Source organism: Amycolatopsis ultiminotia (assembly GCF_039536925.1).
GTDB classification, from domain to species: Bacteria; Actinomycetota; Actinomycetes; order Mycobacteriales; family Pseudonocardiaceae; genus Amycolatopsis; species Amycolatopsis ultiminotia.
The window spans coordinates 256,361-280,604 of sequence record NZ_BAAAZN010000004.1; the positions used below are offsets into that span (position 1 = coordinate 256,361).

Annotated in this window: 22 protein-coding genes; 10 read left to right on the forward strand and 12 right to left on the reverse strand. The window is 67.9% G+C overall.

Annotation, left to right across the window (positions count from 1 at the left end; translation table 11 throughout):
• Nucleotides 1–15 precede the first annotated feature (15 nt).
• Together ABD793_RS11635 and ABD793_RS11640 are read left to right on the forward strand one after the other, a co-directional pair.
• Nucleotides 16–783 carry a carbohydrate ABC transporter permease gene (locus ABD793_RS11635; RefSeq protein WP_344859203.1) on the forward strand — a complete coding sequence of 256 codons (768 nt, stop codon included), beginning with the start codon at nt 16–18 and terminating at the stop codon, nt 781–783.
• Between the two features lie 13 nt (nt 784–796).
• Nucleotides 797–1,885, forward strand: coding sequence for an ABC transporter ATP-binding protein (locus tag ABD793_RS11640; protein WP_344858627.1), 1,089 nt, complete (start codon nt 797–799; stop codon nt 1,883–1,885).
• Between the two features lie 45 nt (nt 1,886–1,930).
• Here ABD793_RS11640 and ABD793_RS11645 read toward each other — a convergent pair whose 3' ends face one another.
• A complete protein-coding gene (locus tag ABD793_RS11645; protein ID WP_344858629.1) occupies nt 1,931–2,536 on the reverse strand; it encodes a TetR family transcriptional regulator in 606 nt (201 codons plus the stop codon).
• Nucleotides 2,537–2,608: 72 nt separating this feature from the next.
• Between ABD793_RS11645 and ABD793_RS11650 the strand changes: the two genes are divergently transcribed.
• Nucleotides 2,609–3,415 (forward strand): class I SAM-dependent methyltransferase, encoded by an 807-nt coding sequence (locus ABD793_RS11650; protein ID WP_344858631.1) that lies wholly within the window; start codon nt 2,609–2,611, stop codon nt 3,413–3,415.
• 40 nt (nt 3,416–3,455) lie between these two features.
• On the opposite strand, the gene ABD793_RS11655 is transcribed toward ABD793_RS11650, so the two are convergent.
• The 5 genes from ABD793_RS11655 to ABD793_RS11675 are packed head-to-tail and all read right to left on the reverse strand — an operon-like array spanning nt 3,456 to nt 8,474.
• A complete protein-coding gene (locus tag ABD793_RS11655) occupies nt 3,456–3,650 on the reverse strand; it encodes a ferredoxin (protein WP_344858633.1) in 195 nt (64 codons plus the stop codon).
• A 40-nt stretch (nt 3,651–3,690) separates the two neighbouring features.
• Nucleotides 3,691–4,890, reverse strand: a complete 1,200-nt coding sequence (locus tag ABD793_RS11660) for a cytochrome P450 (RefSeq protein ID WP_344858635.1) — start codon at nt 4,888–4,890, stop codon at nt 3,691–3,693.
• An 11-nt stretch (nt 4,891–4,901) separates the two neighbouring features.
• Entirely contained in the window at nt 4,902–6,104 is a 1,203-nt protein-coding gene (locus ABD793_RS11665; RefSeq protein WP_344858637.1) for a cytochrome P450, read from the reverse strand.
• A gap of 11 nt (nt 6,105–6,115) precedes the next feature.
• On the reverse strand, nt 6,116–7,294 hold the full coding sequence (locus ABD793_RS11670) for a cytochrome P450 (protein ID WP_344858639.1): 1,179 nt from the start codon (nt 7,292–7,294) through the stop codon (nt 6,116–6,118).
• 10 nt (nt 7,295–7,304) lie between these two features.
• Complete coding sequence (locus tag ABD793_RS11675; RefSeq protein WP_344859206.1) at nt 7,305–8,474, reverse strand: cytochrome P450; 1,170 nt, start codon at nt 8,472–8,474, stop codon at nt 7,305–7,307.
• A gap of 471 nt (nt 8,475–8,945) precedes the next feature.
• On the opposite strand from ABD793_RS11675, the gene ABD793_RS11680 reads away from it, so the two are divergent.
• Together ABD793_RS11680 and ABD793_RS11685 are read left to right on the forward strand one after the other, a co-directional pair.
• Nucleotides 8,946–9,578, forward strand: coding sequence for a TetR/AcrR family transcriptional regulator (locus ABD793_RS11680; RefSeq protein WP_344858641.1), 633 nt, complete (start codon nt 8,946–8,948; stop codon nt 9,576–9,578).
• A 1,685-nt stretch (nt 9,579–11,263) separates the two neighbouring features.
• Nucleotides 11,264–11,824, forward strand: a complete 561-nt coding sequence (locus ABD793_RS11685) for a DUF4232 domain-containing protein (RefSeq protein ID WP_344858644.1) — start codon at nt 11,264–11,266, stop codon at nt 11,822–11,824.
• 96 nt (nt 11,825–11,920) lie between these two features.
• Here the strand turns inward: ABD793_RS11685 and ABD793_RS11690 are convergent, their stop codons facing one another.
• From ABD793_RS11690 to ABD793_RS11710, 5 genes are all read right to left on the reverse strand, one after another.
• Nucleotides 11,921–12,775, reverse strand: coding sequence for an aldehyde dehydrogenase family protein (locus ABD793_RS11690; RefSeq protein ID WP_425548698.1), 855 nt, complete (start codon nt 12,773–12,775; stop codon nt 11,921–11,923).
• 19 nt (nt 12,776–12,794) lie between these two features.
• Nucleotides 12,795–14,228: an aldehyde dehydrogenase family protein gene (locus ABD793_RS11695; RefSeq protein ID WP_344858648.1), complete on the reverse strand. Its 1,434-nt coding sequence runs from the start codon at nt 14,226–14,228 to the stop codon at nt 12,795–12,797.
• A gap of 1 nt (nt 14,229) precedes the next feature.
• Nucleotides 14,230–15,204, reverse strand: coding sequence for a deoxyribose-phosphate aldolase (gene deoC / locus ABD793_RS11700; RefSeq protein ID WP_344858650.1), 975 nt, complete (start codon nt 15,202–15,204; stop codon nt 14,230–14,232).
• A 139-nt stretch (nt 15,205–15,343) separates the two neighbouring features.
• Nucleotides 15,344–16,525: a serine hydrolase domain-containing protein gene (locus tag ABD793_RS11705; protein WP_344858652.1), complete on the reverse strand. Its 1,182-nt coding sequence runs from the start codon at nt 16,523–16,525 to the stop codon at nt 15,344–15,346.
• A 105-nt stretch (nt 16,526–16,630) separates the two neighbouring features.
• Entirely contained in the window at nt 16,631–17,254 is a 624-nt protein-coding gene (locus tag ABD793_RS11710) for a DUF1707 SHOCT-like domain-containing protein (RefSeq protein WP_344859208.1), read from the reverse strand.
• A gap of 107 nt (nt 17,255–17,361) precedes the next feature.
• On the opposite strand from ABD793_RS11710, the gene ABD793_RS11715 reads away from it, so the two are divergent.
• Nucleotides 17,362–17,814, forward strand: a complete 453-nt coding sequence (locus ABD793_RS11715; RefSeq protein ID WP_344858655.1) for a protein-tyrosine phosphatase family protein — start codon at nt 17,362–17,364, stop codon at nt 17,812–17,814.
• A 414-nt stretch (nt 17,815–18,228) separates the two neighbouring features.
• Nucleotides 18,229–18,852: a uracil phosphoribosyltransferase gene (upp, locus tag ABD793_RS11720; RefSeq protein ID WP_344858657.1), complete on the forward strand. Its 624-nt coding sequence runs from the start codon at nt 18,229–18,231 to the stop codon at nt 18,850–18,852.
• A gap of 611 nt (nt 18,853–19,463) precedes the next feature.
• Here the strand turns inward: upp and ABD793_RS11725 are convergent.
• Nucleotides 19,464–20,090, reverse strand: coding sequence for a TetR/AcrR family transcriptional regulator (locus tag ABD793_RS11725; RefSeq protein ID WP_344858659.1), 627 nt, complete (start codon nt 20,088–20,090; stop codon nt 19,464–19,466).
• Nucleotides 20,091–20,325: 235 nt separating this feature from the next.
• Here ABD793_RS11725 and ABD793_RS11730 point away from each other — a divergent pair, with 235 nt between their 5' ends.
• The 3 genes from ABD793_RS11730 (at nt 20,326) to ABD793_RS11740 (ending at nt 24,244) form a co-directional block, all read left to right on the forward strand.
• Nucleotides 20,326–20,727, forward strand: coding sequence for a MerR family transcriptional regulator (locus ABD793_RS11730; RefSeq protein ID WP_344858661.1), 402 nt, complete (start codon nt 20,326–20,328; stop codon nt 20,725–20,727).
• Nucleotides 20,724–21,704 (forward strand): aldo/keto reductase, encoded by a 981-nt coding sequence (locus ABD793_RS11735; protein WP_344858664.1) that lies wholly within the window; start codon nt 20,724–20,726, stop codon nt 21,702–21,704. The genes ABD793_RS11730 and ABD793_RS11735 overlap by 4 nt, the downstream gene beginning before the upstream one ends.
• 995 nt (nt 21,705–22,699) lie before the next feature.
• A complete protein-coding gene (locus ABD793_RS11740) occupies nt 22,700–24,244 on the forward strand; it encodes an NAD(P)-binding domain-containing protein (protein WP_344858666.1) in 1,545 nt (514 codons plus the stop codon).

The following is a 24,244-nucleotide window of genomic DNA, read 5'->3' on the forward strand; positions in this document are numbered from 1 at the left end:
GTCGTCACGTGGGTACTGGCGATCCTGTTCGTCTTCCCGCTGCTGTGGATGATCCTCACCGCGTTCAAGCAGGAGTCGGACGCTTACACCGATCCGCCCAAGCTGTTCTTCAAGCCCACCTTCGACCAGATCTCCGGAGTGCTGAAGGGCGATTTCCTGCCCTACCTCGGCAACTCGGCGTTCGTCACGATCATCTCCACGCTGCTGGTGCTGCTGCTGGGCATCCCCGCGGCGTACGCGTTGTCGCTGGCGCCGGTCAAGGGCACGAAGAACGCGCTGAGCTTCTTCCTCTCCACGAAGATGCTGCCGATCGTCGCGGCGATCATCCCGCTGTACGTGATCTCGCAGAACACCAACCTGCTGGACACGGTGTGGGCGCTGATCATCCTCTACACCGCGATGAACCTGCCGCTGGCGATCTGGATGATGCGCTCGTTCTTCATGGAGGTGCCCGGCGAGATGATCGAGGCGGCGCGGATCGACGGGGCGAACCTGCCGACGTTGCTGCGCAAGATCATCATGCCGGTGGTCGCGCCTGGCGTGGCCGCGACCGCGTTGATCTGCGTGATCTTCTCCTGGACGGAGTTCTTCTACGCGGTCAACCTGACTGCCGCGAGGGCCGGCACGGTGCCGGTGTTCCTGGTCGGCTTCATCACCAGTGAGGGCCTGTACTGGGCCCAGCTGTCCGCCGCAGCGCTGCTGGCCTCGCTGCCGGTGATGATCGTGGGCTGGTTCGCGCAGAACCACCTGGTACGTGGCCTTTCCATGGGTGCTGTGAAGTAAAGGGAGAGCGCAGATGTCCGCAGAAGTGATTTACGACCAGGCGTCGCGCGTCTACCCCGGCAACCCGGGTGTGCGTGCGGTCGACAAGTTGAGCCTCGATGTGCCCGACGGTGAGTTCCTGGTGCTGGTTGGCCCTTCGGGATCCGGGAAGTCCACCGCGCTGCGCATGCTCGCCGGGCTCGAGGACGTCAACGAGGGCGCGATCCGGATCGGCGACCGCGATGTGACCGATCTGCCGCCGAAGGACCGGGACATCGCGATGGTGTTCCAGTCTTACGCGCTGTACCCGCACATGACGGTGGCCGACAACATGGGGTTCGCGCTGAAGCTGCGCGGGGTGTCCAAATCGGACATCGAAGCCAAGGTCGCCGAGGCTGCCGCGATGCTGGACCTGACCAAGTACCTCGAGCGCAAGCCGAAGGCGCTCTCCGGCGGTCAGCGCCAGCGGGTGGCGATGGGCCGCGCGATCGTGCGTGAGCCGAGCGTGTTCCTGATGGACGAACCACTGTCCAACCTGGACGCGAAGCTGCGGGTGGAGACGCGGGCCAATATCGCGAAGCTCCAGCAGCGCCTCGGCACCACCACCATCTACGTGACCCACGACCAGGTCGAGGCCATGACGATGGGCGATCGGGTGGCGGTGCTCAAGGACGGCCACCTGCAGCAGTGCGATTCGCCGCGCGAGCTGTACGAGAACCCGGCCAACTCGTTCGTCGCCGGGTTCATCGGCTCCCCTGCGATGAACCTGACCACGGTGCCGCTCACCGACGGTGGGGTCAAGCTGGGCGACCTCACCGTGCCGCTGCCGACCGCGGTGCTGACCGGCGCGCGGGAGGACGGTCTGTCGGAGATCGTGTTCGGTGTCCGGCCGGAGGCACTGCGCCTGGTCGGCGAGGCCGACGACGGCTTCGAGCTGGTCGTGGAGCTGGTGGAGGAGCTGGGCGCGGACGCGTACCTGCACGGCAAGGTCGGCGACGACCGGTTCGTGGTCCGCGTCGACGGCCGCACCCCGCCGCGGATCGGCGACAACGTGCGGGTCGCCCTGCGTGGTGAGGGCGAGACGCACGCGTTCAACCCGTCGACGAGCCTGCGGCTGGGCTGAGTTTTCCACGGTGCTGATGGCCATCCCGGGCTTCCGGGGTGGCCATCAGCCGTTTCCGGGCTCCCGCAGCACGCCGGAGAGCACCGTCCGAACCATCCGCCGCACGGCCTCGTCGTCCGGCGCCGGGCCGGTACGGTCGGCGAACTGCAGGTGCCCGGCGCCGACCAAGGTGGGGGCGAGCGCGTCGACGTCGGCGTCCGGGGTGAGCCTGCCGAGGGCACGTTCGGCGGCGAGGTAGCCCGCGAGCATCCGGGCCGCCTCGGTCGCCAGTGGCACGCCGCCACCCGGGCGGGCCACCCGCAACCGGGCGCGCAGCTCGTCGCGGAAGGTGATCAGCGCGACGATCGACACCGCGACCGATTCGAACAGCTCGGTGAGCACCTCGGCAACGGTGTCGACCACGTCGTCCGTCCCGGCCTTCTCGAGCAGTTCGCCGGAGCGGGCCTCGAGCCGGCGCAGCCGGTCGAGCACGAGCTCGGCGAGAAACTCGTCGAAGTCCGCGAAGTGCCGGTGCAGTACGCCTTTCGCGCACGCCGCCTCGTCGGTCACGGCGCGGCTGGTCAGTGCGCTCGGGCCGGCGCGCAGCAGCACACGCTCCGCGGCGTCGAAGAGCTGCGCGCGGACCTCACGGAGGTGGATCCCGGTCGGCAACGGTCGTCCCTTCTCCGCCTCGCGGTCTTCGGCGGCTTTTCAAAGTGGGCGCTTGCCCACTAGGGTGGGCGCATGCCCACTTTACCGGCCGAACGTCCGGAACCCCACCGGCACCGGCAGATCGCCGAATCCTTCGGCGTGGACGCACAGCGCTACGACCGGGCCCGGCCGCGCTATCCGGACGAGCTGATCGCCGCGGTCCTTTCGGCGAGCCCCGGCCGGGATTTCCTGGACGTCGGCTGCGGCACCGGGATCGCGGCCCGGCAGCTCCGGGCCGCCGGTGCCACGGTGCTCGGCGTGGAGCCGGACGCGCGGATGGCCGGATTCGCCGGCACCGCCGGGGGTGCCGGGGTCGAAGTCGAGGTGGCGACCTTCGAGGACTGGGAGCCGGCCGGGCGGACCTTCGACGCGATCGTGTCCGGGCAGGCCTGGCATTGGGTGGATCCGCAGGCCGGTGCGGCCAAGGTGCAGGAGGTGCTGCGGCCGGGCGGCCTGTTCGCCCTCTTCTGGCACCTCTTCCTGCCTCCGCAGGACATTGCCGACGCGTTCGGTGCGGCCTTCCGGCAGGCGGTTCCGGCGTCGCCGATCCCGGTCCCGGCCGGCCGGAACCCCGGCCGGGAGGCGTTCCGGCCGGTTGTCGACAAAACCGCCGCGGCACTGCAGGGGTTCACCGGTTTCGAGCGGCACCACTACGACTGGCAGTGCGACTACACCCGCGACGAGTACCTCGACCTGCTCCCGACGCAGGGCGGACTCACGCGGGTGCCCGCGGCCGGGCAGGCGAGCGTCCTCGCCGCGGTCGGCGAGGCCATCGATGCCCGCGGTGGCCGGTTCACCTGCGATTACACGACGGTGCTCTGCACCGCCAGCCGAACGTGAGACCCATGGCCGGGGAGAGAACCCGGCCACGGGACCACGTTCACTCCTGCAGCGAGAGCGCCTGGCTCGGGCAGACGTTCACGGCTTCGCGAGCCTTCTCGACCAGTTCGCCCTCGGGCTTGTCGTTGAGCACGATGACCGTGCCGTCGTCCTCGCTCTGGTCGAACAGGTCGGGTTCGGTCAGCACGCACTGGCCGGCGCCGACGCACTTGCCTGTGTCAGCGATGATCTTCATGGTTCCTTCTTCCTGGCTCGTGGTGGGAGCACTCTGATCCTTACCAGGTCACCGGCAGCTGGTACAGGCCATAGATCGCCGCGTCGTCCTTGAACGGCAGGTCGTCCACCGGTTTGGCCAGCTTGAGCTCGGGGATGCGGCGGAGGAGCGTGTCGAAGACGACCTGCAGTTCGGCGCGGGCGAGGTTCTGGCCGAGGCACTGGTGCGGTCCGAAGCCGAAGGCGACGTGGTGGCGGGCCCCGCGTTCGAGATCCAGCCGTTCCGGCGACTCGAAGACCGCCGGGTCCCAGTTCGCCGGATACCCGAGCACGATCACGCCGTCGTCGGCCGGGATGGTGGTCCCGCCGATCTCGACGTCCTCGGTCGCCACCCGCGAGGTAACGGTGTCCACGATGGTGAAGTACCGCAGCATTTCCTCGATCGCGGGGAGCGTCCGGGCCGGATCCGCCCGGATCTTCGCCAGCTGGTCCGGGTTCTCCAGCAACGCGACGGTGCCCAGCGAGATCATGTTCGCGGTGGTTTCGTGCCCGGCGACCAGCAGCGAGAACGCCAGCGAGACCAGTGCCTCGTGCTCGTAGGTACCCTCGCCGCGCAGCTTCACGATCTGACGGCCGAGCAGGTCGTCGCCCGGGTCGGCTTCCTTCACCGTGACAAGGCTGCTGAGGTAACTGCGTAGCCGGTCGACCGCGGCCAGCCGTTCCTCCTCGGCGGTGTCCCGCTTGGCCAGTTTCCTGGTGTTCCCCTGGAAGAAGTCGTGGTCTTCGTAGGGGACACCGAGCAGTTCGCAGATCACCAGTGACGGCACCGGCAGCGACAGCATTTCGACCAGGTCGCCTTCGCCGTCCCGCGCGAGGATGTCGTCGATCAGGCCGTCCACGATCTGCTGGATCCGCGGCCGCAGCGCGTTGACCCGCTTCACGGTGAACTCGCCGAGCACGGATTTGCGGGCCGCACCGTGTTCCGGTGCGTCCATCCCGATCATCGGGCGCGCCTGGCTGCGGAACGGGTTGCCGCCTTCGGTCAGGAACGGGTAGCCCGGACGGAACCGGTTCGAGGAGAACCGGTGGTCGTTGAGCACCAGCCGGGCGTCTTCGTACCGGGTGACGACCCAGGCGTGCTTGCCGTCCGGGATGCTGACCCGGGTCACCCCCTGGTCCTCGCGCATCCGGGTGTACTGCTCCGGCGGCGCGAACGGGCACGTGCGGGCGATCGGCAGAGCCGGCTGTTCGGTGGTGGCCATCGCGTTCTCCGTCACCAGGTGACCGGCAGCTGGTACAGGCCGTAGATCGACGCGTCGACCTTGAAGTCCAGATCGTCCACCGGCTTGGCCAGCTTGAGCCCGGGGACGCGGCGGAACAGGGTGTCGAAGACGATCTGCAGTTCGGCGCGGGCGAGGTTCTGGCCGAGGCACTGGTGCGGTCCGAAGCCGAAGGCGACGTGGTGGCGTGCTCCGCGTTCGAGGTCCAGCCGTTCCGGCGACTCGAAGACCGCTGGGTCCCAGTTGGCGGTGTAGCCCAGCACGATCACGCCGTCGCCCGCCGGGATCGTCGTCCCGCCGATCTCGACGTCCTCGACCGCCACTCGTGAGGTCGCGGTGTCGACGATGGTGAAGTACCGCAGCATTTCCTCGATCGCGTCGAGCGTCCGGCCGGGATCGGCCTTGATCTTGGCCAGCTGGTCCGGATTTTCCAGCAACGCGACGGTGCCCAGCGAGATCATGTTCGCGGTGGTTTCGTGTCCGGCGATCAACAGCAGCAATGCCATCGAGGCCAGCGCCTCGTGCTCGTAGGTGCCCTCGCCGCGCAGCTTCACGATCTGACGGCCGAGCAGGTCGTCGCCGGGGTCGGCTTCCTTCGCCGTGATGAGATCGCTGAGGTAGTCACGCACGCGTTCGATCGCGTCCCTGCGTTCGGCGAAGCTGGCCGTGCGGCGCAGGGCCTTCGACGTGTGCTCCTGGAAGAAGTCGTGGTCTTCGTAGGGGACGCCGAGCAGTTCGCAGATCACCAGCGACGGCACCGGCAGCGACAGCTTCTCCACCAGGTCGACTTCGCCGCCGGTGGCAAGGACATCGTCGATCAGGCCGTCCACGATCTGCTGGATCCGCGGCCGCAGCGCGTTGATCCGCTTGACGGTGAACTCGCCGAGCACGGACTTGCGCGCCGGACCGTGTTCCGGCGCGTCCATCCCGATCATCGAGCGCTGCTCGTTCCGGCGGAAGGCGTTGCCGCCTGCGGTCAGGAACGGGAAGCCCGGATTGAACCGGTCCGAGGAGAACCGGCGGTCGTTGAGCACCAGCCGGGCGTCCTCGTGTCGGGTGACGACCCAGGCGTGCTTGTCGTCCGGGATGTCCACCCGGGTGACCGCCTGGTCCTCGCGCATCTTGGTGTACTGCTCCGGCGGTGCGAACGGGCACGTGCGTGCCACCGGCATCTGCAGCTGTTCCGTGGTGGTCATCGCGTTCTCCTTCACCAGGTGACCGGGAGTTCGTACAGTCCGTAGACGATCGCGTCGTCCTTGACCGCGAGGTCGTCGAACGACGTGGCGAGCTTCAGCGTGGGGATGCGACGGAAGAGCGTGTCGAAGACGATCTGCAGTTCGGCGCGGGCGAGGTTCTGGCCGAGGCACTGGTGCGGTCCGAAGCCGAAGGCGACGTGGTGGCGTGCTCCGCGTTCGATGTCGAACGACGACGGCTCGCTGAACACCTCCGGGTCCCAGTTCGCCGCGTAGGTCGTGAGCACCACGCCCTCACCGGCGCGCACGACGGTGTCGCCGACGCGCACGTCCTCCCGCGCGATCCGCGTCGTGTTGTCCACGATGGAGAAATAGCGGAGCAGCTCCTCGATTGCGTCGAGGGTCTTGTCCGGGGCGCGCTCGATCATGGCGCGCTGGTCCGGATGCCGCAGGAACGCGACGGTGCCGAGCGAGATCATGTTCGCCGTGGTCTCGTGGCCGGCGACCAACAGCAGGAACGAGAGGCTCACCATTTTCTCGCGGTGGTAGTCGCCGTCCGCCCGGCGCTTCTCGATCTGCCTGCTCAGCAGGTCGTCGCCGGGGTTGACCTCCTTCTCCGCGAGCAGCCGGTCGAAGTAGTCCCGCAGCCGGTCGAGTGCCGTGCGCCGGCTCTCCTGCGTGGTGTTCCGGTTGATCAGCTGTTTGGTGTTTTCCTGGAAGAAGTCGTGGTCGGCGTAGGGGACCCCGAGCATTTCGCAGATCACCAGGGACGGCACCGGCAGTGACAGCTTCTCCACCAGGTCGACTTCGCCGCCGGTGGCAAGGACATCGTCGATCAGCTCGTCCACGATCTGCTGGATCCGCGGCCGCAGCGCGTTGATCCGCTTGACGGTGAACTCGCCGAGCGTCGCCTTGCGCTCCGGGCCGTGCTGCGGCGCGTCCATCGCGAGCATGGTGCGCTCTTCCTCGCGACGGAACGTGTTGCCGCCCTTGACCAGGGTCGGGAAGTCCGGGCGGAGCCGATCGGCGGAGAACCGCGGGTCGTTGAGCACCGCCCGCACGTCCTCGTGCCGGGAGACCAGCCAGGCTTCCCCGTCGGGCAGCCGGACCCGGCGCAGCGGCGCCTGGGTGTGCTGCGCCGGCGGGCTGAACGGGCACTTCCGGAGTGCGGGGAGTTCTTCCATGGTCGTCATCGGGTACTCCTCACCAGGTCACCGGAAGACAGTGCAGACCGAAGATGGCCGAATCGTGTTTGAACGGCAGCTGGTCGAACGGCACCGCGAGCTGCAGCGTGGGGATCCGGCGGAAGAGCGTGTCGAACACGATCTGCAGCTCCAGCCGTGCGAGGTTCTGCCCGAGGCACTGGTGCGCGCCGAAGCCGAAGGCCACGTGGTGGCGCCCGCCGCGGGTGAAGTCGAGTTCGTCCGGCTCGGGGAAGGCGTCCTGGTCGAAGTTGGCCGCGTGGCTGAGGCCGAGCACGCCCTCGCCTGCACGGATCGTCACGCCTGCGATCTCCACGTCCTCGGTCGCGAACCGGGTGGTGGCGAACTCGGCGATGGTGAAGTACCGCAGCAGCTCCTCGACCGCGTCGAGCGTCTTGCCCGGATCCTCCTTGAGCACGGCGAGCTGATCGGGGTTCTCCAGCAGTGCGACGGTGCCGAGCGAGATCATGTTCGCGGTGGTCTCGTGCCCGGCGAGCAGCAGCAGGAAGGCGAGGCTCACCAGGTCGTCGTGGTCGTAGGTGCCGTCCGCGCGCTTCTTCTCGATCTGCCGCCCGAGCAGGTCGTCGGTCGGCGCCTGCTCCTTGGCGGTGACCAGTTCGGACAGGTAGTCCTGCAACTGCTCGACGGAGGCGGTGCGCTGGTCCGCGGTCGCGGTCCGGTTCAGGACCGTCGAGCTGTGCTTCTGGAAGAAGCCGTGGTCGGAGTACGGGACGCCGAGCTGCTCGCAGATCACCAGCGAGGGCACCGGCAGCGACAGCGCGGTGACCAGGTCGGCCGGCTTGTCACCGGCCAGGATCGCGTCGATGTGCGTGTCCACGATCCCCTGGATGCGTGGCTGCAGCGCCTTCATCCGCTTCACGGTGAACTCGCCGACGACCTCGCGCCGGGCCGGCCCGTGCTCCGGCGGGTCCATGTTGATCAGCGACGGGCCGAACCCCGGCCGCCGACGCGCTGCCCCGTCCCGGAAGAGGACCGGATAGCTGGAGTTGAACCGGTCGGAGCTGAACCGCGGGTCGTTCAGCATCGCCCGCACGTCCTCGTGCTTTGCCAGCGCCCAGACGTGCTGCCCGGAAGTCAGTTCGACCAGCGTCGCCCTGGCCTCCGTGAACTCCCGGTACTCCGGCGGCGGCGCGAACGGGCAGGTCCGCATCAACGGGAAGTGCGCGGTTACCGGTTCGACATCCCGCCCGTCGACCGGCACCGGCGCGGCTGTGCCGGACTGGGCGGCGGCTGCGCCGGACTGGGCGGCTGGGCTGGGCTGGGTTCCTGCGCTGGGCTGGGCGGCTGGGCTGGGCTGGGTTCCTGCGCTGGGCTGGGCGGCTGTGCCGGGCTGGGTTCCTGCGCCGGGCTGGGCAGCTGCGCCGGCCGGGGAGATGGCGCCGGTCGGGGTGGTGAGTTCGTGCTCGGCGACCTCGGTCATGGTGGGACCCCTTTTGGTGGAAATGCACCGTTACGGAACGAATGTGGAGGATTACATTCCGGTTCACTGCCCACGGTACCGAAGTGGAGGATCTTCGTCCACTAGCAACGGGGTGACAATTACTGTCCGGAGGACGTGTGCCGAGACGTGCGAGAATCGCCGCGCACCCCGCAGGTGCGCGGATCGGAAGGGACTGTCGGGATGAGTGCGGACCCGCAAACGCCACTGCGCGCGGACGCGCAGCGCAATCGCGACCAGATCATTGCCGCCGCCCGCGCGATCTTCGCCGAGCACGGTCCCGAGGTCCCGATGGAGGAGATCGCCCGCGCGGCCGGCGTCGGAGTGGGCACCCTGTACCGCCGCTTCCCCGACCGCGAAGCGCTGATCCGAGCCGTGGCGGTGGACAACTTCACCCGCGTCCGTGACGACGCCCGTGCGGCGAGCGCCGAGGAGCCGACGTGCTGGAGTGCCCTGGTGCGGCTGTTGTACCAGTCGGTGGACCTGCAGCTGTCGATCCAGCTGGCGATGCTGTCGATCAGGGCGTACGAGATCCTCCGGGAGGACCCCACCATCGTCGCCCTGCGGGAGGACCTGCTGACCGAGGTGGAATCCCTGGTGACCGGCGCGCAGCAGGAGGGCCACCTTCGCACCGACGTCGGCGCAGGCGACGTGGCGATGCTGTTCGCCCTCCTGCTCCGCCGCATCCCGTCCCGCAAGAAGCACATCGCGGAAATGTCCACGGCCCGAAACGTCGCCATCATGATCGACGGCCTGCAGTCCCACCCCGGCACCGAACTCCCCGGCCACCCCCTCGGCCGCGACGACATCCACTGACCCCTGCCGGGGCGGGGCCCCACGCCCGCTGGCCCCGTCGCCGCCCACTGCCACACCGCGACCGCTGCCACACCACAAGATCCGGCCGCACTACAAAATTCGGCCACCCCACAAGATCCGGCCGCACTACACGATCCGGCCGCACTGCGTGCCCGGAGCGCCACTGGCTTGTCTTGCCGTGTTCGTTCGGGCTGGGTTCGAGCTCGCTGGTTTGTCTTGCCGTGTTCGGTCGGGCTGGGTTCGAGCTCGCTGGTTTGTCTTGCCGTGTTCGTTCGGGCTGGGTTCGAGCTCGCTGGTTTGTCTTGCCGTGTTCGGTCGGGCCGTGTTCGAGCTCGCTGGTTTGTCTTGCCGTGTTCGGTCGGGCCGTGTTCGAGCTCGCTGGTTTGTCTTGCCGTGTTCGGTCGGGCCGTGTTCGAGCTCGCTGGTTTGTCCTGGCGTGTTCGGTCGGGCTGCGTGCCCGGAGCCCACCGGTTTGTCTTGCCGTGTTCGGCTGCGGTGCGTTCGAACTCACTGACTTGTCTTGCCCCAGCCCACGGCTCCGACCGGCGGCAGCCGCTGTCACTCCACGGCCGCGATCCCCTGCGACCTTGTTACGCGCGCGAGCGCCGTCGCCTGCGGCTGCCGTCGCCCGCGGTCGGCGCCACCCGCGGCTGCGCCGTCGCCGCCTGTAAACGCTGGCTGCGGTCGATCGCGGTTGTCGTCGCCTTGTAGCTGCCATGTCGGCGGTAGTAGCAGCCTCGCGTCGCTAGCTGTCGGTCGATTGTGGTTGCTGTTGCCTGTGGCTGCCATGTCGGCGGTTGTAGCCGCCTCCGGTTGCCGACTGCGGTCGATCGTGGTTGGTGTCGCCTTGTAGCTGCCATGCCTGCGACCCGCGGCCCCGGTCGTCCTCTGCCTGCGGTCTTAATCGTCGGCGGCTCCCACCGATCGAGGCCGCCTCGGTCTGTCGTTCTCGTTCACCGAAGCCTTCTCCGTCCAGGACTCTCACCGACCGTGGGTTCCCGTCGAATACGGCTACTGCTGACCGTGGTCCCATCGATGGTGGCCTGCTGACCGTTGCCCCACAGAACCACAACTTCCGTCGATTTCGGTTTCCGCTGGCCCCGGATCGCTGACTGTGCAACGGGATCGACCAGTGCAAGCACCCGATTGCCCGCGCTTGGCTACCCGTGAGCCGCCGGGCTGGTTCGTTCACTGCCTATCATCCGCAACCGCTCGTCCGTAACCGCAATCGTCCGCGACCGCGACCCTCGCCCATAGCCATAGCCATAGCCATAGCCATAGCCATAGCCATAGCCATAGCCATAGCCATAGCCATAGCCGCAACCGGCGCCCGCAACCACTCAACCTGTTGGCTCCAACGGGTGCGATGAGCGCAACTGTCCGGCCCAGGCTCCCCGAGAGCCTGCTGCCAGAACGGACTTCCTCGCCCGCCGCGGTTGCGTCCTTTGCCCGGGGCCGCCCGGTGAGGCTGCCGGGTTTGTGCACGCAGGGTTTTCTTTCAGCTTCTTAACCCTCGGACGCGTGAACCCCGATCGGGTTGCTTTGCTGGGGGCGATTTCACAGTCAGGCATCCCCTGGTGGTCGTGGGCGTCTTTCCGGTTGAGAGCGATCACGGTGGATCGATCACCGGCCGATCGCCTTCCGCCGGCGGAAAATCCGTCCGGCCATGGAGAAAGGGGAGCACCATGACCACTCGTATTTCGGTTCGCCGTACCGCCGCCGCGCTCGCTGTTGCCGGCGTTGCCGCCGGAGCGGGAGCGTTCTTCGCGACCAGCGCCAGCGCCGCTCCGTCCGGCACCGAGTCGACGGTGTCCGCGTGCACCTCGAACCAGTTCACCACCAAACTGGTGCCTGGCGATCCCGGCGCGGGCAACCGTTACGCCGCCCTCCAGTTCACCGCGAACCCGGGTGAGCGCTGCTACCTCCCCGGCAAACTCGATGTTTCCCTTGTCGGCGCCCACAATGTGCTGATCAACAACGAAGCGGCGGACGACGCGCCCTCTGTGCCGCTGACCGACGGGTCCTCGGCCTACGTGCAGCTGCACTGGACCGGCATCGCGGCCGAGGAGCAGCAGCAGACGCCGAACGGCCTTTCCGTGACCGCGCCGTCCGACTCCAACATGCACGGTGACTACATCAACCCGAACGTGCTCGTCGACTGGAACCTCGGCGCGGTCGACGCCAACGAGGACAGCCACACCATCGATATCGGTGCGATGACCCAGGGTGTCGCCCCGACCGTGTGACGCCGGCTTCTCCAACGGACGGGTGGTGCGAGGGGGCACCACCCGTCCGCTTTTCGGCTGCATCGGACTTCGCCGGACCGATTGGCTGTGGACGGCTCAGACGCCCAGCGGATGCCAGACCGTCTTGGCCTCCAGATAGCGTCGCAGCCGGGAAAGATCCGGTTCCGCAGTCCAATCGGGTTCGTCGTCCGCGACGGTGAGCACTCGCTTCACCGTACCGGCTGCTTCTTGGGCGAGCTGGACGCGTTCTTCCGGCGTGGCACCGGTGGGGTCGAGTGCGTTCACATCGCCGTGCGAGGCCAGCCACGGCCCGAGCTCCGACGCCCGGCCGGTGAGGATGTTCGCCACCCCACCCGGAACATCCGACGTCGCAAGCACTTCCGACAAGGTGATCGCCGGCAGCGGTCGGTCCGCGCTCGACACCACCACTGCCGTGGACCCGGTTGCCAGCACCGGCGCCAGCACGCTCACCAGTCCCAGCAACGACGACTTCTGCGGCGCCAGCACCCCCACCACCCCGGTCGGCTCCGGTACGGTGAACGAGAAGTACGGACCGGCGACCGGGTTGGCCGCGCCGAGCACAGACGCGATCTTGTCCGTCCACCCGGCGTACCAGACCCAACGGTCGATCGCCGCGTCCACTTGGGACTCGGCCCGTTTCGCGGACAGGCCCTCGGAAGCGGCGACCTCGGCGGTGAACTGGTCGCGGCGGCCTTCAAGCACCTCGGCTACGCGATAGAGCACCTGGCCCCGGTTGTACGCGGTCGCCGAGGACCAACCGGGGAACGCCTTGCGCGCGGCCACCACGGCCTCGCGGAGATCCTTCCGGGAGGCGTGCGCGGCATTGGCGAGGAACTTGCCCGCCGTGTCGGTCACCGGGTAAACCCGGCCGGACTCCGAACGCGGGAACTTCCCGCCCAGGTAGAGCTTGTACGTCTTCGCCACGGAAATCCTGGTGGACGCTGTCGAATCAGACACTGAGGTAGGCCTCCAAGCCGGTACGTCCGCCCTCCCGGCCGAACCCGGACTCCTGGTAACCGCCGAACGGTGCGGCGGGGTCGAAGCGGTTGAACGTGTTGGCCCAGACGACACCCGCCCGGAGCTGGTTCGCCATCCACAGGATGCGCGAGCCCTTTTCAGTCCAGATTCCGGCGGACAGCCCGTACGGGGTGTTGTTCGCCTTCGTGATCGCCTCCTCCGGCGTGCGGAAGGTGAGTACCGACAGCACCGGTCCGAAGATCTCTTCGCGCGCGATCCGCATCGACTGGTGCACGTCGGAGAACACCGTGGGAGCGAAGAAGAACCCGCGGTCGGGCACCGGACAGGGACTTGTCCAGCGTTGCGCGCCCTCCGCGTCACCGGACTCCACGAGACCGCGGATCTTGGCCAGCTGCTCGGCCGAGTTGATCGCGCCGATGTCGGTGTTCTTGTCAAGCGGATCACCCAGCCGCAGCGTGGAAACGCGATAACGCAGCTTCTCCAGCACTTCCTCGGCGATGGACTCCTGCACCAGCAGCCGGGACCCGGCGCAGCACACGTGCCCCTGGTTGAAGAAGATCCCGTTGACGATCCCCTCAACGGCCTGGTCCAGCGGTGCGTCGTCGAACACCACGTTCGCCGCCTTGCCGCCCAGCTCCAGGGTGAGCTTCTTGCGCGTGCCGGCCACCGTGCGCTGGATCAGCTTGCCGACCTCGGTGGAACCGGTGAACGCGATCTTGTCCACGTCCTCGTGTTCCACAATGGACGCACCGATGTCGCCGGCGCCGGGCAGGATGTTCACCACGCCCGCAGGCAGTTCGGCCTGCTGGCAGATCTCGCCGAACACCAATGCGGTGAGCGGCGTGGTCTCCGCTGGCTTGAGCACCACGGTGTTGCCGGTGGCCAGCGCGGGTGCGATCTTCCACGCCAGCATCAACAACGGGAAGTTCCACGGGATGACCTGGCCGGCGACACCCAGTGGTTTCGGATCCGGGCCGTAGCCTGCGTAGCCGAGTTTGTCGGCCCAGCCCGCGTGGTAAAAGAAGTGCGCGGCGGCGGTGGGCACGTCCGAATCGCGCGACTCCTTGATCGGCTTGCCGTTGTCCAGCGTCTCCAGCACGGCGAGTTCGCGGGAACGTTCCTGGATCAGCCGGGCGATGCGGAAGAGGTACTTGGCCCGTTCCACACCCGGCATCTTCGACCAGACGTCGGTGTAGGCGCGGCGGGCGGCCTTCACCGCAGTGTCCACATCGGATGCCGATGCGGTGCCGACCTCGGCGAGGATCTCCTCGGTGGCCGGGTTGAGCGTCTTGAGCGGCTCGCCCGACCCGTCCACGAATTCGCCGTCCACGAACGGTTTGTAGTGATCTTTGAGGTTGGCGATGGCGCGCGATTCGGGCGCGGGCGCGTATTCGAAGATGCCCATGTCAGTCCACCGTCACGTAGTCGGGGCCGCTGTAGTGACCGTCCACCTGGGTGCGGCGCTGCAGCAGCAGATCGTTGAGCAGGCTCGACGCACCGAACCGGAACAGTTCCGGCGTGAGCCACTGCTCGCCGGCCACCTCGTGCACGGCGACGAGATATTTGATGGCGTCCTTCGTGGTGCGGATCCCGCCTGCGGGCTTCACACCGCGCAGCTCGCCGGTCCGTGTGAACCAGTCGTGCACGGCCTGCAGCATCACGTGCGTGACCGGGAGCGTGGCGGCGGGGGACACCTTGCCGGTGGACGTCTTGATGAAATCGCCCCCGGCGAGGAGCGCGAGCCAGGAAGCGCGGCGCACGTTGTCGTATGTCGCCAGCTCGCCCGTTTCCAGGATCACCTTCAGATGCGTCTCGCCGCAGGCCGCCTTCACCGCCCGGATCTCTTCGAACACGTCCATGTACCGGCCTTCGAGGAACGCACCGCGATCGATCACCATGTCGACCTCGTGCGCACCCGCCTCCACCGCGAGTCGGGTGTCCGCCAGTTTCACCTCGCGACTCGTGCGCCCCGACGGGAAGCCGGTGGCCACGCTCGCCACGTGTACTGCACTTCCCGCGAGCGCCTCGACGGCCGTCTGGACCAGGTCCGGGTACACGCACAACGCGGCAACCCGGGGGCAGTCCTGCCGCTCCGGGTCAGGCCGCAACGCCTTCGCCGCGAGCGCGCGGACCTTCCCGCGGGTGTCGGCGCCTTCGAGCGTGGTCAGGTCGACCATCGATATGGCGGTGTCGATCGCCCATCGTTTGGCCTCCTTCTTGATGCTCCGGGTCCCGAGCCCCGCCGCGCGTTGCTCGACACCGACCTGATCGACACCGGGCAGCCCGTGCAGGAACCGCCGCAAGCTCGCGTCGTCGCGAGTCACGTCCGCCAGCGGTGCCGGGGTGTCCGGTGCCGCTGACGGGCTGGTGGTAGCTGTCATACCGCTGAGTGTAGGTCCGCCACGGGCCGTGCCGGGTTACTCACCGGAATCTGTGGATGACTGCGTGCTGGCGGCCGAGTTGTCCACAGATCGGCTTCGGCTCGTGCCGTCCGACCGCTGCGGTGGTAGACCGGAGTCATCAAAGCGCAAGGCGGAACAGCCGCTCCGTGGTTTTCGCGGTGTTCGGGCGTGGAGTGAACGCGCAGAACTCGTTGACCATCGGTACCTGTCGCAGGCCTGCCTGTTCGGCGTTCGCCGTCAGGTCGAGCGTGGCCAGCGTCGTCACCTGAAGCGGCCCGGTCTGTTCCTTGAAACTCAGGGTGTTGAAGCCCGGCACGTCCCCACCGTGGCCCCAGACCACGGTCGGTTTCCCGCACAGCGGGGTCAGGTCGACGCGCATCAGCCCGAGTCCGTAGTCGAAACCCTCGTCGAGGCCGGTGGGGGTGTCGACGCCGGGCACCGTCGTCTTCATCGCGTCGAGGAGCGCGGGCGGCAGCAGCCGTCCGCCGAGAAGGGCATCGAAGAAATGGTTGAGATCGGGACCGCTGGAGATCAGCTGCCCCGCACCGAGGTAGCGCGAATAGTTGTAGGTCGTTACGTCGGTGAGTGGGTGCGGCGCTGGGTAGGCCTGCTCGTAGCCGTGTGCCGCCGGCCTCGGTACGAACGGGAAGTCGCCCGGCAGCAACGTGTCGCGCAGTCCGAGCGGCCGAGCGATCCGCTCGTCGAGCACGCGTGCGAGCGGCTTGCCGGTCATGTGTTCCACCAGCAGGCCGAGGATGTTGTAGCCGGTGTTGGAGTACGACCATCCGGTGCCCGGCGCGAAGAGCAGCGGTTGCGTTGTGCTGAGCTGAACGGCACGCCTGCCGTCGAAGTGCACGAACCGTTCGGTGGCGAGCTCTTCGTTCGTGGCCCAGGTGTACTCGAGCGGCAGATCACGCGGCACGCCGGCAGTGTGCTGCAGCAGCTGGTGGACAGTGATCGGTTCCGGATAAGGGAGCAGGCCGGGCAGCCGGTCCTGGATCACGTCATCGAGCCCCAGCTTGTGCTCGGCCACGAGCTGCAGCACCAGGGTCGCGGTGAACGTCTTCGACACGCTGCCCACCCGGAACTGCCCGGAGGGATCGGGTTTTCCCGGCCGGTCGAGCACCTGGCGGCCCGCCGAGCCGCGCCAGTCCGGGGCGACCGCGGTCATCCCGGGGATGTCGGCGGCCGCCGCGGCGTCGAGCGAAGCCTGGCGGCGGTCCGGCGCAGCCTGTGCCGGGGCGCCGGTGACGAGTGCGGTACCGGTGAGCAGGCACAGCACAACACGGACGAGACGCATGTGGATCCCCCAGTGCTCCGGCTCCGGCTCCGTCGGCCGGGCTCACCTCGGTCGTACCGGGGCGAGCGACGAGGGGCAAGTCGATGCTCCGCGCGACGGCGGGCGTCAGGACTCGATCTGCGGGGCGTCCCGGGATCCGGCTGGCTTCCGGTAAACGACAACGCCACCCCAGAATCCGAGGCCGTTGATGGTCACCGTCGGCGCGGTTGGCGGCGCGGGCGGCGCCCCCGACTTGTCCTCCAGCAGGAAACCGCCCATCAGGCCGATACCGGTCACCTCCACGTTGATGTCGTCGGGCACGGTGATCTCGATGCCGCCCATGATCGCGACGGCGGTGATCGTGGATTGCTTTTCCGCAAAGCGTGCGCTGCGCAGGTCGACCTGCGCGCCACCCCAGAACGCGACGCTGGTGTGCTGCCGCGGCAGCACCCAGCTGCCGTTGCGCACGGCTCCGGACATGATCCCGATCGACAGATTCGAGCCGGGGTGCCCGCCCACGCGATTGTCCGGCAGCCCGAGCGCCCGGCTGGTCGCCGGTTGCAGTGCGGTCGACGGGGTGCCGGCGGCCCCGGGCAGGTCGGCCGTCACCGGCTTGAGATCGCCGAATGTCTTGGCCGCGTAGACGGTGGAGAGCCGTTCCTCCAGCTCGTTGATCGTGATGCGGCCTTCGGACAGCGCCTGGTGCAGCACTTGCGCGACCTGTTCGCGGTCGGCGTCCGAAATCCGCATTTGGTCCGGGCCCGGAATGGCTGGATCTTCACTCACCCGGGGCAGCCTAGCCCGACCGCGGACAGTCTGGGGTCCAACGAACGACGGATAGGGGCCATAATGTCCCGATGGCATCCGCGTTGGCAGGGACGCTTGTCTTGCCCGACGGCGCCGAGGTGCGCCCGCGCGGCCTCGGACGGCCCAAACCGGACGGTCCCGACCCGGACTTTGGCCTGTATCTGGGCTCGCGGCGACTGCGCGCGAAGTACGACTCGACCCTTGACTGGGACCGCGAGTGGATCCGGTGGCCCGACTTCCTGCTGCCGCTCGACTGGACCGCCGCCAGGCGTGACATCGAGGCGCTGCACGCGCGCGCCTCCGCAGGTGAGGCCGTGGAGGTGGCCTGCCACGGCGGCGTCGGCCGCACCGGCACGGTGCTCGCCTGCCTGGCGACGTTGGGTGGATTGGGGCCGGAGGAGGCCGTGGTGTGGGTCCGCGAGAACCACCACAAACACGCGGTCGAAACACCCTGGCAACGGCGCTGGGTCCGCTGGTTCGCGGACGCCGGCGTGAGGAATTGACTGGCACATTCCCGCCGAGTCTCGGCCGGACTTCGGGTCTGGGCCCGATCCGGACGGGCTGTGTGCGGCTGGAGGGAGCCGGGCCGGGGTCACCTGGGTACGCGGTAGTGGTCCCGGGCTGCGGCGGTAGGCCGAGTCGTCGATGAGCTGAGTGGTCGGTGGTGGGCCTGTGGCTGCAGGGGCGCCGGACCGGCGGTTGCGGCGGTGGCCTGTGGTTTGGCTGTGCTCGCTGGCAGCGGGTTGAGTTCGGCGGTGATGACCGGGCTTTGCGGCGGGTGGGTCGAGGTTGCTCGATGGTCCAGAACGGAGGTGGTGTCAGTCGAGGCGGACGCGGGCTTGATGTGGGCAGTGCGGCATGACGCGGGGGCGGGCGAGTGACGACGTCGGCGTGGTGTGCCAGCTAAGTTGTGCGGCATGGATGTGCACGTCGTCGACCACCCGCTGGCCAAGGCCCGGCTTTCCACGATGCGTGACGCGCGGACGGACAGTGCGGCATTCCGGGCCGCGCTGCACGAATTGACCGTGATGCTCGTGTACGAGGCCACGCGGGACGCCCCGGTGCGCATCGAGCGCATCCACACGCCGGTCGCGCGGACCGATGCCTATCGGCTGGCCAGTCCGCCGCTGCTGGTGCCGGTGTTGCGCGCCGGTCTCGGGATGGCCGACCAGGCGCACAAGCTGATCCCGGATGCGCAGATGGGCTTCGTCGGCCTCGCGCGCGACGAGGAGACGCTCAAGCCGACGCCGTATCTGGAGTCGTTGCCCGAGACGCTCGCGGACCGGCCGGTGCTGGTGCTCGACCCGATGCTGGCCACCGGCGGGTCCATGGAGTACACGATCCGCCTGCTCACCGACCGCGGTGCCACGGACGTCACCGCGATCTGTGCGCTGGCGGCTCCGGAAGGGCTCGAGCACCTCGAGCGGACCGGGCTGCCCGTGCGAGTGGTCACCGCGAGTATCGACGAACGCCTCAACGACTCCGGATTCATTGTCCCCGGCCTCGGCGACGCGGGTGATCGGCAGTACGGAGCAGTCTGACCCGGCCGGCGCGAAGGGTCCCTGGGCTGCGGTCGGAGACCGACCGTCGCTGGGCGCTGGTGCGCGGCTTGAGGCTGGTGCCTGGCCGGTTGGCGCCGATCCGCGGCGTGAGGCTGAGGCTGGTCGGTTGGTGCGGTGGGCACCCGTACGCCGGCTTGAGGCCGGGCTGTTGGCGCGCCGGGTGTGCGTTCGACGCTGTCCGGTTCGCTCGCTGGGTGGCGGCTGACCGGTTGACGGATTGGGTGGGCGGCTCGGGGCTGGCTGGCGCGCTGGGTTTGCAGCTTGAGGCAGTGCGCTGGGGGCTGGCGCGTGGCTTGAGGCTGATCGGCTGGAGCGCCGGTGCCGGTATCAGTGCCGGCGCCGGTGCGGGGCTTGAGGTTGGGCGCTGGCGTTGGGGGTGGTGCGTGGCTTGAGGGCTGGGAGGCGGGGCGCGGGCGGCGTGAACCTGGTCGGCTGACGTGGTGTGGCGGTGCACGTCTTGAGGCTGGGCGGCTTGGGTGGTGGGGCTTGCCGCGGGGGCGGCTGGGGGTGGGAGAGGTGGGTTTGTCTGCTGGGATCGGCGGCCGCCGCAGGGGTCGCTTCGGCGGGGGTCGCGGGGGCTGCTGTGGGGTTCAGCTCGGGTCTGGGCCGGCGGGGGTTTCCCGTGGGTTTCGGAGCCAGCTGGAAGCGTTGGCCCACAAGGCTTTCTCGTACGAATCGGGCATGCTGTACCCGGGCGGCAGGCTGCCGGACAGTTCCAGGGACACCAGGCCGTGTACGAGTCCCCATGAGCTGATTGTGATCACTTCGGGGGCGACGTCGGCGAATTGACCTGACGCCACGCCGTCGTGGACGATTCGGCCCAGTGGTTCCAGGGTGGCGAGGGCCAGGCGTTCGGCTTCGGCGTTCGGTTCGAAGCCGGGTATCGAGCGGGTGAACATGATCGCGTACAGGTGGGGGTCGGCGAGCGCGCTTTCGCGGTAGGCGGCGCCGAGGTGCACGAGGTCCGTGACTGCGTCCCCGGTGCGTGGGACGGCTGCCAGGCGCGCGCCGAATCGGCGGAAGCCTTCGACGTACAGGGCGTTGACCAGGTCGGGTTTACTGCCGAAAAGGGAGTAGACCGCGGTGGTGGAGGTGCCGGCGTCCGCGGCGAGTTTTCGCAGGGACAGCGCCTTGGGGCCCTCGCTGGAGATCAGTTCGCCTGCCCGGTCGAGCAGTTTCAGCCGGAGCGTCTCGTCGTGGGTACGGGGCCGGGGCACAGGACGAGCGTAACGCAACGTTGTTATAAAACGCGACTCCGCAGCGGCTGCCACTGCGAGCGGGGAGGTTCTCCTGGGATTCGGGCGACCGAGCCAGGTGACGGGACAGCGGAAAGGCTCAGGCTGAGCTGGGTGATCGTCTGCGGACCGGACAAAACTGGCGGGTCACCCACTGTGGCGGAGACGGATTCGGGGATTTGACCTGGAGTGCGCTCCAGGTCGTACTGTCGGGCGCATGAGCTACTCGATAGCGGAAGCCGCACGACGTAGCGGCCTGTCGATCGACACCCTTCGGTACTACGAGCGGATCAAGCTGCTCGATCCGCCGGCGCGGGACTCCGCGGGGCGGCGTGCGTACTCCGACGACGATCTCACCTGGCTCGGGTTCCTCACCAAGCTTCGGCTCACCGGCATGCCGATCAAGAGCATGCGCGAGTACGCCTCGCTGCGCAATCACGGCGCCGCGAGCGCCGGGCGGCGCAAGGCGATTCTCGTGGAGCAGCGCAAGTCGGTGGCGGCGCGGATTGCCGAGTTGCAGGGGTGCATGGACATTCTGGATTACAAGATCAGCAACTACGACCAGATCGAGCGCAAGGCCTTCGGGCAGGCGCCGGCGTTGGAGGAGATCTCTGCGTGATCGCCACGAGGAAGCTCGGCGAGCTGGAAGTCGGCGCCCAGGGCCTTGGCTGCATGGGCATGAGCCAGGCGTACGGGGTGCGCGACAACGACGAGGAGTCGATCGCCACCGTGCATCGCGCGCTGGAGCTGGGGGTCACCCTCCTCGACACGGCCAATGTGTACGGCGCGGGCGAGAACGAGAAGCTGGTCGGCCGCGCAATCGCGGGACGTCGTGACGAGGTGGTGCTGGCCACCAAGTTCGGCATCGTCTGGACCGACGATGGCATGACCGCGCGCGGCGACGCGGCATATGTGAAGCAATCCTGCGACGAATCGCTGCAACGGCTCGGCGTCGACCACATCGACCTCTACTACCAGCACCGGGTCGATCAGACTGTTCCGGTCGAGGAAACCTGGGCCGCGCTCGCCGAGCTCGTGCAGGCCGGGAAGATCCGGTACGCGGGTATTTCCGAGGCCGGGGCCGAAACGATCCGGCGTGCGCACGCCGTGCACCCGGTCACCGCGTTGCAGAGCGAATGGTCGTTGTGGACGCGGGGGATCGAGGACGAAATCCTGGGCACCTGCCGGGAACTCGGTATCGGTCTCGTGCCGTTTTCGCCACTCGGCCGGGGTTTCCTGACCGGCGCGGTCACCTCGACGAAGGATCTCCCGGACGACGACGTACGCCGCAACATGCCGCGGTTCGCCGATGGCAACCTCGAACGGAACCTGGCAATCGTGGACGCGCTGCGCAACCTGGCCGCGGAAAAGGGAGTGACCGCCGGGCAGCTGGCACTCGCGTGGGTCCAGGCGAAGGGTGACGACGTCGTGCCGATCCCGGGCACGAAGCGGCGCAAGTACTTGACGGAAAACGTCGCCGCCGCGGAACTGGAACTGTCCGAAGAGGACATTGCCGCGATCGAGCAGGTCGCCCCGGCGGACGCGGTCGCCGGAGCCCGCTACCCGGAGGCGCTCGCCCGAGCAGCCGAGAAGTAGACGATCACGGGGCCGGCGGGGTGCCCGCTTGACGGTTGACGAGTGGGTGACCCGCCGGTCCTGGTGGTGAGGTGCTGGTTGTGGGTGGGTAGGTGACCCGCCGGTCCCGGTGGTGAGGTGCCCGGCTGTTGGTGGGCTGGTGGTTGTGGCGGTGAGGCGCCGGTGGCCGGGCTGTTGGTGGGTAGGTGACTGGTGGTTGTGGCGGTGAGGTGCGGGTTGGTAGGTCGGTGGTGGCAGTGCTGAGCTGCGGGCTGTTGGTGGATGGGCGGTCAGTGGTTGTGGTGGTGAGGTGTCGGTGGCCGGGACGTTGGTGGGTTGGCGCCCGGTGTGAGGTGCGGGTTGTCGATCTATTGGTGGGCAGTTGATTACTGACCCGTGGCGATGTGTCGGCCGGTGGGTGTGGGTGAGTGCTGAGTTGTGTCGGGCGGTTGGCTGCCGGTTGGTCGAAGAGTGGTGGTTGGGGCTTTCGGTGAGTCGCTGATTCGTTCGCGAGTGGGGAGTGGCTGGCCGGGTGCCGAGTGGGGCTGCTGGCGGGTTGCGGAGTAGGCGACCGCTGAGTCTGTTTGTGGGTGGGGCTTTCGGTGCGTGGCGAGTCGGTGGCTGCTGGCCTCTTGGCGGGTGGCAGAGGTCGGTGGGCGATCGGGGTCGTTGGCCGGTGTCGGGGAGGTCGGTGGTTGCCGGGGTGGTCGGGTGGTGGCGGTGCAGAACATTCGGCGGTGGGCTCGTGGGTGTGGTCTGACGTTGTGTGGTCTGACGTTGTCGGCCGGCGGTGCTGGTTGGCTGGTGTCGGCGGGAGAGCGGGCGGGTTGCATTCGGCACAACTCTGTCGGTCAGTCCGGGCAAGGCGTGCGTATCTGCCTGTGGACCTGCACTTATCCGCCTCGTATGTCCTTGAACGACCAGGCCGGGGATGGCGCGTTCTGAGGGTTTTCTGAGATCTGCGGGCGAAGCTCGTCTCGGTAAACCAAGCGTGGTCTTGCGGGGAGGTCGGTGTGATGGCGGAGGTGCTGGAGTACCTGGTGGTGGGCTCGGGGCCGGCGGGGTTGCAGCTGGGGCGGCAGCTCGGCGCGGCCGGGCGGAACTACCTGGTGCTCGAAAGCGGGGACGCGCCGGCCGCGTTCTTCAGCCGGTTCCCGCGGCACCGGACGCTCATCTCGGTCAACAAGAAGCACACCGGCTGGACCGATCCCGAGCTGAACCTGCGGATGGACTGGAATTCGCTGCTCGACGACGGGCCCGATCCGCTGTTGTTCACCGACTACAGCGCCGAGCTGTTTCCGCCGGCGGAGGCTTTTCTGCGTTACACCGCGGATTACGCGGCGAAGCATCAGGTCCGCATCCGCTACGGCACCCGGGTTACCCGGATCGCCCGGGACGGGGGCATCTTCGTGCTCACCGATGCGGACGGTGGCAGTTACCGGTCGCAGCGGCTGATCATGGCGACCGGTGTGTCCAAATCGTACGTCCCGGACGTGCCGGGGATGGAGCTGGTCGACCAGTACGCAGACTTCGATCCCGATCCGGAGCCGTTCACGAACCAGCGCGTTTTGATCCTCGGCAAGGGAAACTCCGCCTTCGAAACCGCCGACAGCCTCAATGCCCACGCGGCCGTGCTGCACGTCGCCGGACCGCGGCCGGTCAAACTCGCCTGGCGCACGCATTTCGTGGGGCACCTGCGTGCCTACAACGCCGGGGTGCTCGATATGTACCAGCTCAAACTGCAGCACGCGATCCTCGACGGGGACGTTCGCGAGATCACCAAAAGCGACGACGGCTACCACGTGAAGTTCGCCTTCTTCCGTGCCGACGAGGTGATCAAGGAACTGCGCTACGACCGCGTCATCGCGTGCACCGGATTTCGCTTCGACGCCTCGATCTTCGACGAGGAATGCCGTCCGGAGATGGCGATCAACGGCCGGTTCCCCGCGCAGACCTCGTCGTGGGAATCGGTGAACGTGCCGGGACTCTACTTCGCCGGAACGATCACTCAGGTTCGTGATTTCAAGCAGGCGACCAGTGCGTTCATTCACGGATTCCGCTACGGTGTCAGAGCGCTTTCAAAGGTGCTCGATGAGCGTTACCACGGGATCGAATGGCCGCACACATCTGTGCCGGCGGAGACCGCCGAACTCGTCAACGCGGTGATCGGCCGGATCAACCGAACCTCCGCGCTGTACCAGCAATTCGGCTTTCTCGCGGACGTACTGACCGTGGACGGCGGGCAGGCCCGGTACTACGAGGAGATGCCGGTCGGCCGGTTCGAGGAATCGCCGCTTCGGCAGCGGGAGAACGCCTTTGTGATCACCCTCGACTACGGTCCGGACCACGACAAGGTCGACCCGTTCGACTTCACGGTCAAGCGTGCGAGCCAGGATGTCGCGAACGATTCCGGAGAAGGGCACTATCTGCACCCGATCGTCCGGCACTATCGCAACGGCGAATTGGCTGCCACGCACCACGTCACCGAGAATCTCGAGAACGAGTGGAACCGGGACGTGCACATCGAGGCGCTGACCAAGTTCTTCGAACAGCAGCTCTGA